Annotated in this window: 16 protein-coding genes; 7 read left to right on the top strand and 9 right to left on the bottom strand. The window is 68.2% G+C overall.

Going from position 1 to position 16,825, the window contains the following annotated elements; genetic code table 11:
• The first annotated feature begins 157 nt into the window (after positions 1-157).
• Complete coding sequence (locus WT24_RS09095; RefSeq protein WP_060032847.1) at positions 158-919, top strand: SDR family oxidoreductase; 762 nt, start codon at positions 158-160, stop codon at positions 917-919.
• Between the two features lie 16 nt (positions 920-935).
• Here the strand turns inward: WT24_RS09095 and WT24_RS09090 are convergent, their stop codons facing one another.
• The 3 genes from WT24_RS09090 to WT24_RS09080 are packed head-to-tail and all read right to left on the bottom strand — an operon-like array spanning position 936 to position 3,366.
• Positions 936-1,640, bottom strand: coding sequence for an MOSC domain-containing protein (locus WT24_RS09090; protein ID WP_060032845.1), 705 nt, complete (start codon positions 1,638-1,640; stop codon positions 936-938).
• A complete protein-coding gene (locus WT24_RS09085) occupies positions 1,637-2,533 on the bottom strand; it encodes a dihydrodipicolinate synthase family protein (protein ID WP_060032841.1) in 897 nt (298 codons plus the stop codon). The genes WT24_RS09090 and WT24_RS09085 overlap by 4 nt, the downstream gene beginning before the upstream one ends.
• A gap of 50 nt (positions 2,534-2,583) precedes the next feature.
• The gene (locus tag WT24_RS09080; protein WP_059499550.1) at positions 2,584-3,366 is read right to left on the bottom strand and encodes an aldolase; all 783 of its coding nucleotides are present in this window, start codon (positions 3,364-3,366) and stop codon (positions 2,584-2,586) included.
• A gap of 132 nt (positions 3,367-3,498) precedes the next feature.
• Here WT24_RS09080 and WT24_RS09075 point away from each other — a divergent pair, with 132 nt between their 5' ends.
• Complete coding sequence (locus tag WT24_RS09075; protein WP_059499551.1) at positions 3,499-4,041, top strand: helix-turn-helix domain-containing protein; 543 nt, start codon at positions 3,499-3,501, stop codon at positions 4,039-4,041.
• A gap of 31 nt (positions 4,042-4,072) precedes the next feature.
• Positions 4,073-4,810: a histidine utilization repressor gene (gene hutC, locus WT24_RS09070; protein ID WP_060032838.1), complete on the top strand. Its 738-nt coding sequence runs from the start codon at positions 4,073-4,075 to the stop codon at positions 4,808-4,810.
• Between the two features lie 78 nt (positions 4,811-4,888).
• Here hutC and WT24_RS09065 read toward each other — a convergent pair whose 3' ends face one another.
• Together WT24_RS09065 and WT24_RS09060 are read right to left on the bottom strand one after the other, a co-directional pair.
• Complete coding sequence (locus WT24_RS09065; RefSeq protein WP_060032835.1) at positions 4,889-5,737, bottom strand: phytanoyl-CoA dioxygenase family protein; 849 nt, start codon at positions 5,735-5,737, stop codon at positions 4,889-4,891.
• A gap of 32 nt (positions 5,738-5,769) precedes the next feature.
• Positions 5,770-6,573: an ABC transporter substrate-binding protein gene (locus WT24_RS09060; RefSeq protein ID WP_059499554.1), complete on the bottom strand. Its 804-nt coding sequence runs from the start codon at positions 6,571-6,573 to the stop codon at positions 5,770-5,772.
• Positions 6,574-7,139: 566 nt separating this feature from the next.
• Here WT24_RS09060 and WT24_RS09055 point away from each other — a divergent pair.
• Positions 7,140-8,003, top strand: coding sequence for a LysR family transcriptional regulator (locus tag WT24_RS09055; protein ID WP_034205875.1), 864 nt, complete (start codon positions 7,140-7,142; stop codon positions 8,001-8,003).
• Between the two features lie 35 nt (positions 8,004-8,038).
• On the opposite strand, the gene WT24_RS09050 is transcribed toward WT24_RS09055, so the two are convergent.
• The 3 genes from WT24_RS09050 to WT24_RS09040 all read right to left on the bottom strand — a co-directional run bounded on the left by WT24_RS09050 (position 8,039) and on the right by WT24_RS09040 (position 11,067).
• Positions 8,039-8,512: a nuclear transport factor 2 family protein gene (locus tag WT24_RS09050; protein WP_059792719.1), complete on the bottom strand. Its 474-nt coding sequence runs from the start codon at positions 8,510-8,512 to the stop codon at positions 8,039-8,041.
• Positions 8,513-8,610: 98 nt separating this feature from the next.
• Positions 8,611-9,795 (bottom strand): amidohydrolase family protein, encoded by a 1,185-nt coding sequence (locus WT24_RS09045; protein ID WP_060032833.1) that lies wholly within the window; start codon positions 9,793-9,795, stop codon positions 8,611-8,613.
• Positions 9,796-9,867: 72 nt separating this feature from the next.
• Positions 9,868-11,067 carry an amidohydrolase family protein gene (locus tag WT24_RS09040; RefSeq protein ID WP_060032829.1) on the bottom strand — a complete coding sequence of 400 codons (1,200 nt, stop codon included), beginning with the start codon at positions 11,065-11,067 and terminating at the stop codon, positions 9,868-9,870.
• Positions 11,068-11,586: 519 nt separating this feature from the next.
• Between WT24_RS09040 and WT24_RS09035 the strand changes: the two genes are divergently transcribed.
• Entirely contained in the window at positions 11,587-12,234 is a 648-nt protein-coding gene (locus WT24_RS09035) for a glycine zipper 2TM domain-containing protein (protein ID WP_060032826.1), read from the top strand.
• A gap of 264 nt (positions 12,235-12,498) precedes the next feature.
• On the top strand, positions 12,499-13,008 hold the full coding sequence (locus WT24_RS09030) for a GNAT family N-acetyltransferase (RefSeq protein WP_059499559.1): 510 nt from the start codon (positions 12,499-12,501) through the stop codon (positions 13,006-13,008).
• 63 nt (positions 13,009-13,071) lie between these two features.
• Here WT24_RS09030 and WT24_RS09025 read toward each other — a convergent pair whose 3' ends face one another.
• On the bottom strand, positions 13,072-15,069 hold the full coding sequence (locus tag WT24_RS09025) for a glycoside hydrolase family 28 protein (protein ID WP_060032823.1): 1,998 nt from the start codon (positions 15,067-15,069) through the stop codon (positions 13,072-13,074).
• Between the two features lie 362 nt (positions 15,070-15,431).
• Between WT24_RS09025 and WT24_RS09020 the strand changes: the two genes are divergently transcribed.
• Positions 15,432-16,790 (top strand): aspartate aminotransferase family protein, encoded by a 1,359-nt coding sequence (locus WT24_RS09020; RefSeq protein WP_060032820.1) that lies wholly within the window; start codon positions 15,432-15,434, stop codon positions 16,788-16,790.
• Positions 16,791-16,825 lie beyond the last annotated feature (35 nt).

Raw genomic sequence — 16,825 nt, 5'->3', positions numbered from 1 at the left:
GCATGCCGGCGCTACGATAGATGTTCATCCCGATATCGGCGGCGCCGCGCGCGATCGCCTTCACGCGTCGATACCACGCATTACCCGCGTTGAATGCGCTGCCGCCGTGCCGCGCGCCGCTCGCCAAACCCGTTCACTCCCTCACCGGTTCACCACCATGACTGCATCTTCTTCCGCACCCGTGCGCGCCATCGTCACCGGACACACGCGCGGCGTCGGCGCGGCGCTCGCCGAACAACTGCTGCAGGAAGGCATCGCCGTGCTCGGCGTGTCGCGCAACCGTCATCCGTCGCTCGCGTCGCAGGCCGGCGAGCGCTTCGCCGAGGTCGAACTCGACCTGTCGGACTCGAAGACCATCGCGACCTGGCTGGCCGGCGACACCCTGCGCCGCTTCGTCGACGGCGCGTCGCTCGTGCTGCTGTTCAACAACGCGGGTATCGTCGATCCGATCGGCCCGCTCGCCGCGCAGGACCCGGCGATCGTCGCCCGCGCGGTCGGCCTGAACGTCGCCGCGCCGCTGATGCTGTCGGCCGCGCTCGCACAGGCCGCGTCTGCCGCGACCGAATGCCGGATCGTGCACCTGTCGAGCGGTGCGGCCCGCAACGCGTATGCGGGCTGGAGCGTCTACTGCGCGACCAAGGCCGCGCTCGATCACCATGCGCGCGCCGTCGCGCTCGACGCGAACGGCGCGCTGCGCATCTGCAGCGTCGCGCCGGGCGTCGTCGACACGGGCATGCAGGCCACGATCCGCGCGACCGGCAAAGACAATTTCCCGATGCGCGACAAATTCGACGAGCTGAAGTCGAGCGGCGCGCTCGCCACGCCCGAGGCAACCGCCCGACAACTGATCGGCTATACGCTGAGCGACGCATTCGGCAACGAGCCGACGGCCGACGTGCGCAACCTGCCGACGAAGTAGCATCGGACGCGGCGCGTCATCCTTCGAGCCGCTTCGTCCAGTCTTCGACCTGCCGCTCCGTCCGGCGCTTTTCCAGCATGCTGCGCCAGCCGGGCGGCAGCAACGGCACGTCGCACAGCGCATCGAGCGCGGCCATGTCGAGCGTGCGTCGATACAGCACGTCGAGCACCGTCGACAGCGGCCATTGCGGGTAGCGGCGCTCGTGCAGCGCGAGCACATCGCCCGCCGCCACCCAGCCCTCCTGCAACACGCGGTAGTACCAGCCCGTCCGGCCGCTTTGCTGCACGAGCGCCGCCATCCGCGGATGGTCGAAACGCACGTTGAGCTTCCAGCACGGCTGCCGCGACTGCGAGACCTGGAGTACCGCGCCGCCGAGCGTGAACACGTCGCCGAGACACACGTCGTGCTCGGTGATGCCGCGCGTCGACAGGTTCTCGCCGAACGCGCCCGGACGGGCGAGCACGTCGCGCGCGCCGATCTGCCCGGCCCACCACGCATAGTGATCGTGCGCATAGTGATGAACGGCCTTGTCGGGGCCGCCGTGATGCCGCGCATCGGCCTGCGCGTCGCCGGCGAAGCCGAGCGCGCCCAGCCACAGGCGCGCATCCACCGGCTGCTTGTCGATCGCGCTTGCGTGCGGCGTGCCGGCGAGCGGACGGCTCGCGCCGATCCGCACCGCGCCGATGGCGGCCGCGATCGCCGGCCGGGCGTCGTCGCTCATGCGGCCACACCGTCCGGCAGCGCCGCGAGCAGTCGTTCGAGTTCGCGCGTGCGTGCTTCGCCGAGCGGCAGCAGCGGCCGTCTCGGTTCGCCGGCGTCGAAGCCGCGCAGCCTCAACCCGGCCTTCACGGTCACCGGCAACCCGCCGTTGACGATGAACTGCAGCAACGGCAACTGCGCGTGAAAAACCGATCGGGCGCGCTCGAGATCGCCGGCGCGCATCGCGTCGAACAACGCGAGCGGCAACGCGGCATTCAGGTTCGGCGCGGCCGTGCACCATCCGGCCGCGCCCGCGGCCAGCGCGGCGAGCGCCATCGGATTGCTGCCGTTGTAGAACGGGATCGTCCCGTCGCTCAATTGCGCGAGCCGGTGCATCCGGCCGATGTCGCCGGTGCTCTCCTTGACCATCGTCACGTTGTCGACGGTGCGGCAGATCGTCGTGATCAGGTCCGGCGACATGTCGACGCCACTCGTCGCCGGGTTGTTGTACAGCATGATCGGGATGCCGATCGCTTCGCCGATCGCGCGGTAGTGCGCGACGATCTCGTCGTTGCCGAGCTTCCAGTACGACACCGGCAGCACCATCACCGCATCGGCGCCGGCCTGCTCGGCGAAGCGGGCGCGGCGCACCGCGCCAGCCGTGGTGAGATCGGAAATTCCGACGACAGTCGGCACGCGCCGGCGCACCGCGCGGATCGACGCGGCGGCGACGGCCTCCCATTCGGCGTCGGACAGGTAGGCGCTTTCGCCGGTACTACCCAGCGGCGCGATCGCGTGAACGCCGTCGGCGATCAGGCACTCGATCAGCGCATCGAGCGCGCTCAGGTCGACGCCGCCATCGGCGGAGAACGGCGTAACCGGGTAGGCAATGATGCCCTTCAGCAGAATTGACACGATTGGTATTCCTCAATGATTGTCTGACAGAATCGGAACGGTATGCCCGCTTACGCGACGCAGTCCCGATGCGTACGCAACGCGCGGCGCGCGTAGTAGTCGAACGTCACCGCATCGCGTTTCGGCTTCGAGATCCAGTCGTGCGCTTCGCGCGCGAGCGCCGGCGGCACCGGCTTGATCTCGCCGGCCGACATCGCGAGCAGTTGCAGCTTCGCGGCGCGCTCGATCAGCAGCGCGAGAATGCACGCCTCCTCGATCGTCTTGCCGACCACGAGCTGGCCGTGATGCGACAGCAGGATCGCGCGCTTGCTGCCGAGCGCCTTCGAGATGATCTCGCCTTCCTCGTTGCCGACCGGCACGCCCGGCCAGTCCTTCAGGAACGCGCAATCGTCGTACAGCGGGCAGGTGTCCATGTGCGACACCACGAGCGGCTGCTCGAGCATCGACAGCGCCGCGACATGCGCCGGATGCGTGTGGATGATGCAGTTCACGTCCGGGCGCTCGCGATAGATCCACGTATGGAACCGGTTGGCCGGGTTCGGAATGCCTTCGCCATCGACGACGTCGAGATCCTCGTTGACGCGCAGCAGGTTCGCGGCCGAGATCTCGTCGAAGCCGAGCCCGAGCCGCTGCGTGTAGTAGGTGCCGGCCGCATCCGCGCGGCAGGTGATCTGCCCGGCCAGGCCCGAGTCGTGGCCGGCGTCGAACAGGATCCGGCACGTCAGCGCGAGCTTTTGCCGCGCGGACCAGCCGCTGTCGCCCGCTTCGTTTTCAAGACGCCGCTCCGCCAGCGCGACCAGCGCTTCCTTCGTCAAATTCAGCGTTTCCGCCATGTTCGCCTCCTGAATGCACCGGGTCTGCCGCGCCGTCCGCGGCCGTTTCCCCGAGCGCATGACACACAATACACCGAATGACACTTTGTGTCATGCGTTACAATCGGTTTTTCGAAGGACACCTGCCGCCCCATGACGATTCGCCTGAAGCTGCTCAGAAAACAGAAAGGCTGGACGCTCGACGTGCTGGCCGACGAGACCGGCCTCACCAAGAGCTACCTGTCGAAGGTCGAGCGCGGCCTGAGCGTGCCGTCGATCGCGGTCGCGCTGAAGCTGTCGAAGGCGCTGAACGTCGACGTCGAGCAACTATTCTCGGAAAGCGGCAACCGCGAGCTGATCACGGTCACGCGCGCCGGCGAGCGCACCGCGATGGGCGGGGCGACCGACAGCCACGCGCACCGTTTCGAGAGCATCGCGGCCGGCGTCGCGCCGAAGAAGATGCTGCCGTTCGTCGTGCATCCGCCGCACGAATTCGTCGCGTCGACGTTCCGCGAGCACGAAGGCGAGGAATTCCTGTTCGTGCACAAGGGGCGGGTCGAAATCGAATTCCCGAACGAGACGGTGCAACTCAGGACCGGCGATTCAGTCTATTTCAACGCACTCATTCCCCACCGCACGCGCAGCCTCGGCACCGCGCAGGCGGAGATTCTGGTCATCGTCAGCCACGACGACTAGCCTCGTCACTTCTTCGCGCAAGGATCTTCCGATGGTCACCAGGACCACCGCACCGTTCCAGCAGATCAAGACGCTCGTTCGCCAGAACGTCGAGTCCGGCGACTGGCGCCCCGGCGACCGCATTCCGTCCGAACTCGATCTCGCCGCGCAGTTCGGCGTCGCGCGCATGACGGTCAACCGCGCACTACGCGAGCTGACCGAGGAAGGCGTGCTGAAGCGCATCGCAGGGGTCGGCACGTTCGTCGCCGAGGCGAAGCCGCAGTCGAACCTGCTGATGATCGCGCATATCCGCGACGAGATCCGTGCGCGCGGGCACGAATACCGTTGCCGCGTGCTCAGCCAGGCGCGCGAGCCCGCGTCATTCGACGTCGCGGCCGCGTTCGGCCTGCCGGTCAATACGCCGGTCTTTCACGTGGTGTGCGTGCACGAGGAAAACGGCCGCCCGATCCAGCTCGAGGATCGCTACGTCAACCCGGCTGCCGCGCCCGGCTTCATCGATCAGGATTTCCGGATCGAGCCGCCATCCGAGTACCTGTACAACAACGTGTCGCACTACGAACTGGAAATCGAGCACGTCGTCGACGCGTCGCTGCCCACCGGCGAACAGGCGCGGCTGCTCGACATGCGCGCCGACGAGCCGTGCCTCACGCTCACGCGCCGCACGTGGACGAACGGGCTGCCCGTCACGTTCGTGCACTTCCTGCATCCGGGCAACCGCTACCGGCTCGGCTCGCGCTTCAAGCCGGGCGCGGGGCGCCACCCGACCTGATCCTTCGTCGCACGCCCCCGACACGCACGGCGGCCGTTTCATGATGAAACGGCCGCCGTGTTCATTCGTGACGTCGGGTCAGATCGCGCCAACCTGCCCCGCCTCGCGCGACCACACGACCGGAAACAGCGGGTGATCGAGCGGCGCGCCGTCGGCCAGCTGTTCCGCGAGCCCGGGAAAATCGGGCGACGTTTTCCAGCGGCGCGGCGCGTGACGGACATCGTCGCCGACGAAGCGGATCGAGAACGCGCGCCGGCGGTTCCGCGTGCCGCCCGACGCATGCAGCGTCAGCATCCGGAAGCACACCATGTCGCCGGGTTCGAGCGCCCAGCGGCGGATCGGGAAGGCCGCACGGTCGGCTTCGATGTCGGGCAGATCGGCGAGGCTGCCTTCCGGGAACCACTTCGCCTCCTTGTCCATGAACGTGCGCGGCATCAGCCACGGCCCGCGATGCGAGCCGGCGACGAATTCCAGCGTCGATTCGAGCGGCACCGGGTCGACCGGAATCCACATGCTGACGTTGTCGTCGCCTTCGATGTTGTAGTACGGCTGGTCCTGGTGCCACGGCGTGCGCTGCCGCGTGCCGGGCTCCTTCACGAGCAGATGGTCGTGATGCAGCCGCACGTTGTCCGTGCCCATCAGCGCGGCGGCGACCGACGGCGCCGGCGAGCGCACGATGAAGTCGCGATACGCGTCGTTGTGCTGCCAGTTGCAGAAATCCTCGAAGAACCAGCCCGGATCGTCGGGCCGGCTCGCGACTTTCGCGCGTTCGCTCGGCTGCGCGAGGTTCGCGTCGATGCCGGCCCGCAACGCGGCCACTTCGTCGGGCGAAAAGATGCCCTTGATGCAAACCGCGCCTTCGTCGCGGAACGCGGCGATCAGTTCGGGCGTCACGGCTTGCGCGACGCGCTCCTGGATATTCGTCATGGTGTACCTGTCGATCGAATGGGTCACGGGGGTCACGGCGCCGAAGTCAGTTGCTGCTTCGCGCCGTAGATGTCGAAGTCGAAGTATTTCGCGGCGATCTTCTGGTACGTGCCGTTCGCACGAATCGCGGCGATCGCGTCGTTCAGCCGCTTCTTCATGTCGGCGTCGCCCTTGCGTATGCCCATCGCGACGCCGTAGCCGGTGATCCGCACGTCGGTCACGTCCGGGCCCGCGAACGCGTAGCCCTTGCCGCGCGGCGTCTTCAGGAACGAGTAGCCAGCCTGTGTCTTGTCCTGGAAGGTCGCGTCGAGGCGGCCGTTGACGAGATCCTGATACACCTGGTCCTGATTCTGGTACGAGACGATCGTCACGCCCTTGGTCGCCCATTCGGCCTTCGCGTACGCCTCCTGCGTCGTGCCCTGGTCGATCCCGACGCGCTTGCCGGCGAGCGACGCGGCGGTCGGCAGCAGCTTCGAGCCGGCCGGCGCGACGAGCGCGCCCGGCGACGCATACAGCTTGTTCGAGAAGTCGATCTGCTTGAGCCGCTCGTCGGTGGCCGTCATCGCGGACATGATCACGTCGAACTTGCGCGCGCGCAGCGCCGGGATCATCCCGTCGAAGCCCTGCTCGACCCACACGCACTTCGCATGCAGTTGCTCGCAGATCGCATTGCGCAAGTCGATGTCGAAGCCGGCGAGCGAGCCGTCGGGCTGCTTCGCCTCGAACGGCGGATACGTGGGATCGATACCCCAGCGGATCGTCGACGTGTCCTGCGCGAACGATGCGAGCGGCGCGAACGCCAGCGCGGTAACGAGGAACTTGGCGGTACGGTTCATGGCGTGTCCTTGAAAGTCTCGACGCGGCGGGCGGAGCCGGCGTCCGGTGAAGGCGCCGCGACGGCATGCCGGTACGAGGCGCGAAAGATGGGGACTTCGATGAAACTGCGATGCAGTCTAGACCGCTAGATTTTCGAGCGCAAGCGGAAGGAAGCGGAGACGGGATGGACCGAGGTCAAGCGGACGCGGAAAGACCGGGCGACGCTTTATTTATGGCTGATTTACGAGATTGGCGGGTGTTTACCCTGTGTGTCGCACGTCCCCCATAGCGGGCGCTTGTCCGAATATCCACCGCGCACCCGATGTCTGGACATGCGATCAGAGCGGAGCCTCAACGAGGAGACCTCAGCGGAATCGACGAGGCAGCCTATACCGCATCGAAAACGACCTCAGAGGCAGTCGTAACCAACTCGCCCCTCCCGCCCCCACCCGATCTGCGCCGCCCGTGGCGTCGCGAAACCCCGCGCCGGGTCCGGCGAAACCGCGATTGCCTGCGATGTGCGGCCATGTTAAAAGTCGTCGCACGCATTTGAAAACGAAATGCTCGAATCCACAGAAGTACAAAAATGAATAGACCCCTGTTCGACATCGACCTGCTGCGCGCGCTGGTGATGGTCGCCGACTGCGGCAGTTTCACGACGGCTTCCGCGCGCCTGCATTCGACGCAGTCGACGGTCAGCCAGAAGGTGCGCCGGCTCGAGGAAATCGCCGGCCACCGCCTGCTCGACCGCGGCACGCGCGACGTGCGGCCGACCGACGCGGGCGTGACGGTGCTCAGCTATGCGCGGCGCATGCTCGCGCTGAACGACGAGATGCTGGAGGCGCTGTCGGGCGCGACGGTCGCGCTGACGATCCGGCTCGGCGTACCCGACGATTTCGCGGCGGGCCGCACGACCCATGCGCTCGCGGCGTTCAAGCGCGAGCATCCGCAGGTGAAGCTCGAAGTGACGTGCGGGCTGAGCCGCGACATCAGCGCCGCGTACGATCGCGGCGAACTCGATCTCGTATTGATCAAGCAGCGGCGCGACAGCCGCGAGGCGGTCGTGCGCTGGCCCGAGAAGTTGCGCTGGATCGACAGCGCGAAGCATCCGTCGATCGATCTCGACCCGGTGCCGATCGTCGTGTTCCCGCCGCGCGGGCTGTACCGCGACGACATGATCAAGGCGATCGAGGAGCGCGGCCGCCGCTGGCGGATCAGCTTCACGACGTCGAGCCTGAGCGGGATCCAGGCGGCCGTCGCGGACGGCCTCGGCATCAGCGTGCTGCCCGCGCGCGTGGTGACGGACGAGCATGTGGTGCTGACCGCGAAGCAGGGCTTCGCGCCGATCGAGCACATGGACATCGCGATCCTGCACCGGCCGACGGCCGACCCGATGGTCGGCGCGCTGACGAAGACGCTCGCGGCGATGCTGGAACTCGAAGGGCGGTAAGCGAAATGCGCCCGATCCGGGCGCACGGCCCCGCGTCAGAACATCGTGTTGCCGTTCGCCGCCTGCTCGGGCACCGGCTGGTTGACGTCCCAGTGTTCGACGATCTTGCCGTGCTCGAGCCGGAAGATGTCCATGATCGCGCTGCCGCGCGTGCCGGGTTCGCGCACCGCGTGCACGTGCAGGATCACGTAGTCGCCGTCGACGAACGCGCGTTTGATCTCGCTGTGCGACTGCGGATATTTGTCGCGCAGAAACGCGACGAACTGGCGAAAACCGTCGCGCCCGTCGGCCGCGTTCGGGTTGTGCTGCACGTAGCGATCGCCGACATACGCGAGCGCGGCGTCCGCATCCTTCTCGTTCAAGCCTTTCTCGTAGAACGCCAGCACCGTGCGGCGATTGGCCTCCTGCTGCGCGTCGCTCGCGCCGGCTGCCGCGGCATGCGCGGCCGTCACCGCGAACATCGCCGCCGCGATCCATCGTGTCGCCCGTACTGCTGCCATGCGTCGCATCTCGATCTCCCGGTCGAATCGTTGAAGGCCCGATCATACCGAGGACACCGCCCACGCACGCCCGGACGCGTTGACGCACCCGAGCGGGCCACCTGCTCTCAGACCAGCGCGCCGTTGCGCGCGACGATCTTCCCGGACGACACGACGAGACGCCGCACCGGCCGCGCGACGACGGCCTCGGCGAAGGTCAGCGCATCGACGAGCACGACGTCCGCGCGGCAGCCCGGCTGCAGCCCGTAATCCGCGAAGCCGCAGCCGCGCGCTGCGCCGTGCGTCACGCAGTCCAGCGCGACTTCGAGCGCATCGTCGCGGCGGAAATCGTTGCGCATGCCGATCAGCATCGCGCGCTCGAGCATGTCGGGCGAGCCGTACGGCGTCCACGTATCGCGCACGCCGTCGTTGCCGCCGATCACGGTCACGCCCGCCGCACGGCACGCGGCCACCGGCGGCACCGGCACCGAGGCCGGCGCGGTCGTGACGATCGCGACGCCGAGCTCGGCCATCCGCGCGAGCAGCGCATCGCGCTCGCGTTCGGCGATATCGCCCAGGCAGAAACCATGGCTGATCGTGACCTTTCCCTGCATGCCGTGAGCCGCCGTGCGCTGCAGGATCAGGTCGAGCGAGTACGCGCCCATCGACCCGCGCTCGTGCAGATGGATGTCGAGCCCGCGGCCGTGGCGCGCGGCGATCGCGAACAGCACGTCCACCGCCTCGACCGGATCGCCTTCGATCGCACACGGATCGAGCCCGCCGAGCAGGTCGGCGCCGGCGTCGAGCGCGTCGGACAACAGCGCATCGGTGCCCGGCCGCTTGAGGACACCCGATTGCGGAAACGCGACGATCTGGATCTCGACCTGCCCGCGCAGCGTCTCGCGCGTGGCCAGCACGCCGTTCAGGTGGCGCAGCCCGGCCTGGGTATCGACGTCGACGTGGGTACGGATGCGCGTCGTGCCGGCCGCGAGGAATGCGCGCGCCAGCGCGAGCGATGCGGCGCCCGCGTCATGGCCGCTCGTCGCGCGATAGTGGCGCTCGTTCTCGATGCGGTCGACGAGGCGCGGCCCGACCTGGTTGTGATACCACGGCATCCCCCAGTGGGTCTTGTCGAGGTGCGTATGGCCTTCGACGAGGCCGGGCAGCGCCAACGCGCCCGCGCCGTCCTCGATCGCGCAGCCGGCGGGCGCATCGAGCGACGGGCCGACGCGCGCGATGCGATCGCCTTCGATCAGGATATCGAGCGCGGCGTCGGCGTTCGTGCGGACATTGCGGATCAGCAGGTTCGTCATGTCGGGTCGGGTCCGGTCGGGTCGGTCGGTGCAAGCCGGGCACGGCGCGCGCCGTGCCGCCGCTCGGGTGGGTCAGCGCGTAAAGCGCAACGACGGGGCGAACGGGGCGCCCGTATCGCTTTCGCCGCGGCGGAATACCCAGCGTTCGGCCGGCACGCCCGCGACGGCCGCCGCCGCATTCGGCGCGCGCACCGCGACGAAGCTCGCGTCGCAGCCGACCGCAATTCCGTAGTTGTCCTTGCCGATGGCGCGCGCGCCGGCGTGCGTCGCCATGTCGAGCGCGACGCCGAGCGCCTCGTCGGTGTAGAAGCCCGACCGGTAGCCGACCATCATCGCGCGCTGCAACATGTCGCCGTTGCCGTACGGCCACCACGCGTCGCGGATGTTGTCGTTGCCCGCGAACACGTGCACGCCCGCGTCGCGCAGCCGTTGCACCGGTGGGAACGCGCAGTCGCCCGGCGCATTCGTCAGGATCGATACGCCGGCTTCGGCCAACACCACAGCCGTACGCCGCACGTCGTCATCGCTCACCTGGCCGAGCGCATACGCATGGCTCACGTTCACGCGCCCGCCGAGCCCGGCCGCGCGCGTGCGCGCCGCGATCCGCAGCAGTTGCGCAATGCCGGTTTCCCCCGGCTCGTGCAGGTGGATGTCGATTTTCGCGCCGCGCTTCTCGGCGATGCCGAACACGATGTCGAGCTGACCATCCGCATCGCCGTCGAGCGTCGTCGGGTCGATCCCGCCGACCACGTCCGCGCCGTCGCGCACGGCGGCATCGAGTAGCTCGGCGGTGCCCGGGCACGCGATCACGCCGGCCTGCGGAAACGCGACCAGTTCGATGTCGACGATCCCGCGCCATCGTTCGCGCGCGGCCATCACCGCGTGCAGGTTCGACAGGCCCGTCGTCGCATCGACGTCGACGTGGCTGCGCATCGCGATCGTGCCGAACGCGGCGGCCTGCGCAATCAGCGCGTTCGCACGCTCGACGATCGGCGGCGCGGCCGCGAGCTGGCGCTTCTCGGCCGCAAGCCGCTCGCGCAGCGAGCCGGCCGGTTCGTGCGACACCCAGCGATCGCCGACGAAGCTCTTGTCGAGATGGATATGGCCGTCGACGAAACCGGGCAGCACGACGCGGCCGTCGAGGTCGATCGTCTGCGCGCCGGGCGCGGCTGCGCAATCGGCGCCGATCGCGGCGAAGCGGCCGTCGCGGACGACGAGGTTGACGGGTTGGCCGCCGGCGTCGACGGCGTTGATGAAGAATCGTTCGGTCATGGCCTGGAATATGGGGGGTCGCGGCGCGACGCCGGCGCGGACAGGGGAAGGAACCGCGGCCGGCGCGGCGCGACCTTTGGCAGGAATCCGGCCACGATATCGGACGCCGCTGCCCGAGGCCAATTAAATGTCGCGATGCCGCGCATTCGATTTCGCGATGTGCGGCGCGCAGGCGCGCCGGACCGGACGCGACGGCGGGCACGATCGACGTGGAAAGGGCCGACCCGGTCGGCGGCCGCGCATCGCCCGAATCGCCCGAATCGCCCGAATCATCCGAATCACCCGGATCACCCGGATCACCCGGATCATCCGCACGCGAGCGCCGGGAGGAAGCCGCGTCGCCGCGTTGCCGGGCGGGGCTTCGACGCCCCGCCCGATCGGCGATTTACGCGGCAACAGACTTTACACGTTGTTACCCGGCCGCACCGGACGCGCATTCGCCCATTCCTTATACTCACGCCGAGTTCGCCACCCGTGTCGGGAATCCATCGGCGGACACGTTGCCGATGCAGGAAACACATGATGCGCATGCCTTCCACGAAGACCGTTCTGTTCGCCTCGCTCGTCGCCGTGGCGGCGCTTCCGCTCACCGCGTGCGTCGCGCCGGGCTACTACGGCGCGCAGCCGGGCTATCCGCAACAGCAATACGCGACGCCCGGCTATGCGCAGCCCGCGTATTCGCAACCGGGCTACGTGCAGCAGCAGCCGGCGTATCCGAACCAGGCGCCGCAACCGTACGATCAATACGGCAACCCGTCGCAATACGGCTCGCAGCCGTATGACTCGTATGGCAATCGGCAACAGCAATACGCGAACCTGTACGGCACGCAATACGGCACCGTCGCGAACATCCAGCCGGTCAACGGCTCGGTCGGCCCGTCGGGTGTCGCCGGCACCGTCGTCGGTGCGCTGGTCGGCGGCCTGGTGGGCAACCAGTTCGGCCGCGGTCATGGCCGCGATGCGGCAACGGTGATCGGCGCGCTCGGCGGTGCGGTGGCGGGCAACCAGATCGGCCAGCAGATGGGCGCCGCGCAAGGCCCGAGCAGCTACCGGATCGACGTGCAGGTCAGCGACGGCTCGATGCGCTCGTTCGACGTGCAGTCGCCGGGCAACCTGCGTCCGGGCGACCGCGTGCAGATCAACGGCAATCAGCTGTCGCGCTATTGATGCCAGCGGCGTGCGCGTGAGCCGATCTCGCGCATGCCGAGCATTCGACGTCGGGTGCAGGTTCGGCGCAACGGCACACGCGCCCGGCGTCCCTCGTCGACGGCGGCACGACCCGCCGTCATCACCGTCTTCCCGGTTCACGTTCGTGCCCGCAGCGGGCATCACGTCGCGACATCCGGATTCCCGTTAGGATAAGGACGAGCATCCCGCGCTCGCCGCAGCGGCGCGCGCGGGCAAGCACGCCCCTCAACCGGAACGCCCCCGATGACGATCACGATCCGCCTGCTCGACGCGGCCGACGCCGCCTGTTTCCGTGCCGTCCGCCTGCGTGCGGTCGACACCGCGCCCACATCCTTCCTGCCGACGCTCGACGAAGAATCGCAGGTGCCGGTCGACGAATTCGCGAAGCGCCTCACGCCGACGCAGGTACAGGCCGTGTTCGGTGCGTTCGACGGCGAGACGCTCGTCGGCATCACCGGCGTGCGCCGCGATGCGCGCACGAAGATCGCGCACAAGGCGACGATCTGGGGTGTCTACGTCGACGCCGCATATCGCGGGCAACGCATCGCCCAGGCGCTGCTCGACAGCGCGACCGCGCATGCGGCGAACGCGTGGGGATGCAGCCAACTGATGCTGTGCGTAAACGAGGTCAACCACACCGCGGAGCGGCTGTATGCATCGCAGGGGTTCGTGCGGTTCGGCACGGAGCCGCGCTCGATGTGCGTCGACGGCCGCTTCTACGACGAGCACTACATGATCAAGACGCTGGCATGACACATCGGCGTTCGCGTGCAGGCGCCGGCCGGTTGCACGCGAACGCGGCGACGTGACGTCATCTCACCGCGTGTCGGTGATCGTCGCGTTGACGATCTGCCCGGCGATCGTCACGTTCGTCAGCGTCATCGCGCTCACGTTGAACGCATAGATCGGCCCCGGCGACGTAACCGTCGGCGTGCCCGACGCCACCGGCGTGCCGAAGTCGCAATTGGCGATCGTCACGCCGGAGATCGGCTGCACCGCAGGCGTGGGCGGCGTGCCGTTGTAGTCGAACGCGACCGGCCCCTGCGCGACGATCGCCTGGAAGCACGACGCGCTCACGCCGTTCAGCGTCACGTTGTTCGCCTTCACGTCGGCGATCGTCACGTTCTGCACGACCGGCGCGCGCGTGCGTACCGCATCGTTCGCCGGCTGATAGTCGCAGTCGAACGTGACGATGCCGCCCTGCGCCGCGGACGGATTGCCGGCCGACGGCGTGACGACGCCGAGCGGGACGCTCGCGTTGACCGGGCTGCCCGCGAGCAGCGCACTGCCGTAGCCGCCGCCCTTCAGCGTCACGCCGTTCGGCAGCGTGACGCCCTTCACGTGGAAATCCTTCACGTAACCGCCGCGATTCATGTTGGTCTTCACGCGAATCGCGATGTTCAGCGGGTTGGTCTGCCAGTTCGCGTTCAGCATCGACAGGTTCGTCGCATAGATCTGCTCGACGCCGCCGCCCATCTCGCTGCCGAGCGTGATCCCGCCGTGCCCGCTGTTCATCGTGCAGTTGCGGATCAGGTGCCGCTTCGCGGGCCCGTATTCGGTGTCGCGGTCCTTGCCCGACTTGATCGCGATGCAGTCGTCGCCGGTGTTGAACGTGCAGTCCTCGCACAGCACGTCGGTGCACGCGTCCGGATCGAAGCCGTCGTTGTTCGGGCCGATGCTGTTGGTCGTCACGCCGCGAATCACGACGTTGCGGCTCGCGGTCGGATGGTGCTGCCAGAACGGCGTGTTCTGGGTCTGGTAGTTCGCCATCAGCACGTTCGTGCAGCCGATGAATTCGACCATGCATGGCCGCAGGTAATGACCGAGGCCGAAGATGCGTTTCTCCACCGGCACGCCGGCCTCGGACAGCGCGGGCAGGTAGTTCTGGTCCTGCTGCCACGGCGTGACGGGCGACGTCAGCAGCGCATAGAGCGCGACGGGAATCGCGGGCGCGACGATCCGCAGGTCGACGTTGTTCGGGTTCGCGTAGTTCTGGGCCGGCACCGTCGCGCCTGCGCCGTACGCGCCCGACGAGCCCTTGTAGGTCCACCAGCACACGCTGTTCGCGCCGCTGCCGGAGAACGGCGTCATCGCCTGCCCGTTGAGCACCGACGTCGGGCCTTCTCCGGTCAGCGCGATGTTCGTCGCGTGGCGCGCGTAGACGGGCGCACCGAAGTTCAGGCAATCGTTCGCCTGCCAGCGGCTGTAGTACAGCCGGCCGTTCGCGCCGCAATCGACCGGGCCGTCCTTCGCGTAATCGGCCGGGTTCGGGCTGAAGTAGATCGTGCAGTTCGCGCTCAGATGGAACGTGACGTTGCTCTGCAGCACGATCGGCCCCGCGCAGTACCAGGTGCCGGACGGCACGACGACCCGGCCGCCGCCTTCCCGCCGGCATGCGTCGATCGCCGCGAGAAACGCCGGGCGCGCATCGAATGCGCCGGGCGCGACCGTCAGCTCGGAGCCGGGGCTGACCGGCGATTTCGCTGCCGGGTACGGCGACGTCTGCGCGACCGTCGCGCACCGTCGCGCGCCGTACTGCGTCACGTCGAAGTCGCGCCCGCGCCGCGCGAGCCGCGACACGTGCGCGAGCGATGCGGCGATGCGCGCCGCCGCGCCGTGCTCGCCCCACACGAGATCGACCGCCGACGCATCGGGTGTCGCGCCCTTCGCCAGCGCCCTGCCGGCCGCGAACGGACCGCCGAGCATCGCGCCGCCGGCGAGCGCGCCGGTCCAACCGATGAAAGCGCGGCGCGATACCCGTTTCGATGCGGGCGATCGGGCGGACGAAGACGAACGGCGGCGATGGGCGGCCATGGGCACTCCTTCGGGGTAGAGGGGGTCGATGCGCCGGTCGGCGGATCGCGATTTATACGTCGTCGTACTACGTGATGGAGTCTAGACGCGATTGGGGTGACGTATGTATTTGTCGTTTACCCTGTTATATATGGGGTTATATATCGAATGTGTGCGCACACTCACATCGACGGATGAGGCTCCAGAGATATGTTGTCGTATGTTTATGCGCAAAAACTTCCACTCAATCCTCTCCGGCCACCACTCTCCAACGGTACGGTTCCTGCCCGCGCGCCGCCGACCCGCCTCGGTAATTCCGCCTCTGGTCAGCCCCGCGCCACCCGCGCTATCGTTTGTCCATTCCCACAGTCGAGGAGCCGCCTTTGCCTACCCGCCACGGAGTCGACCTCATCCGCGCCCGCGCGCTGTTCGATCGCGAGCGCCACGCGTTCGCCGAAGCCATGCCGGTTTCCCGCGCACTGTCCGCGGAAGCGTCCGAGCACTTGCTGTTCGGCGTGCCGTTGCACTGGATGCAGGACTGGTCGACCCCGTTCTCGCTCTACGTGAAGGAGGCCCGCGGCGCGACCTTCACCGACGTCGACGGTCATCGCTACGTCGATTTCTGCCTCGGCGATACGGGCGCGATGTTCGGCCATGCGCCCGAACCCGTCGCCCGCGCGCTCGCCGAGCAGGCCACGCGCGGCTACACGACGATGCTGCCGAGCGAGGACGCCGCCTGGGTGTCGCGCGAACTCGCGCGCCGCTTCCATCTGCCGGTCTGGCAATTCGCGCTGAGCGCGAGCGACGCGAACCGCTTCGTACTGCGCTGGGCGCGCGCGGCCACCGGCCGCAACACGATCGTCGTGTTCAACGGCTGCTATCACGGCACGGTCGACGACGTGTTCGTCGATCTCGTCGACGGCCGCCCGGTGCAGCGCGACAGCCTGCTCGGACAGTCGTACGACCTGCTCGCGCACACGCGCGTCGTCGAATTCAACGATCTCGACGCGCTCGAAGCGGCGCTGAAGGACGGCGATGTCGCATGCGTGCTCGCCGAGCCCGCGATGACGAACATCGGCATGGTGCTGCCCGACCCGGGCTTCTGGGAGGCCGCACGCGAACTGACGCGCCGCCACGGCACGCTGCTGGTGATCGACGAGACGCACACGATCAGCAGCGGCCCCGGCGGCTACGCGGTCGCGCACGGTCTCGAACCGGACATGCTGGTGGTCGGCAAGCCGATCGCGGGCGGCGTGCCGTGCGCGGTGTACGGGTTCAGCGCCGAATTCGCGGAACGCGCGAAGCAGGCGAAGCTGAACGCGCCGCCCGGCCATTCGGGAATCGGCACGACGCTCACCGCGAACATGCTCGCGATGCATGCGATGCGCGCGACGCTCGCCGAAGTCGCGACCGACGCCGCCTATGCGCACATGTTCGCGCTCGCCGCGCGGCTCGCGACGGGCCTCGAACATGCGATCGCGAAACACGGGCTGCCGTGGTGCGTGACGCGCATCGGCGCGCGCACCGAGTTTCAGTTCGCGCCCGTACCGCCGCGCAACGGCACGCTGGCCGGCGCGCAGCTCGACAGCGAACTCGAGCACATCGTGCACCTGTACCTGCTGAATCGCGGCGTGCTGATCACGCCGTTCCACAACATGATGCTCGTGTGCCCGCAAACGACCGCCGACGATGTCGACCGGCTCGTCGCGCAGTTCGATGCGTGTCTGGGCGAACTGGTGTAACGCGCTGACGCAAGGCCCGGTACTCGCGCGAGCGC

The sequence above is a fragment of the Burkholderia sp. MSMB1078WGS genome, from assembly GCF_001528895.1.
Classification (GTDB): Bacteria; Pseudomonadota; Gammaproteobacteria; order Burkholderiales; family Burkholderiaceae; genus Burkholderia.
The sequence above is the reverse complement of the archived record's forward strand: the minus strand, read 5'-3'. Positions and strand labels throughout refer to the sequence as shown.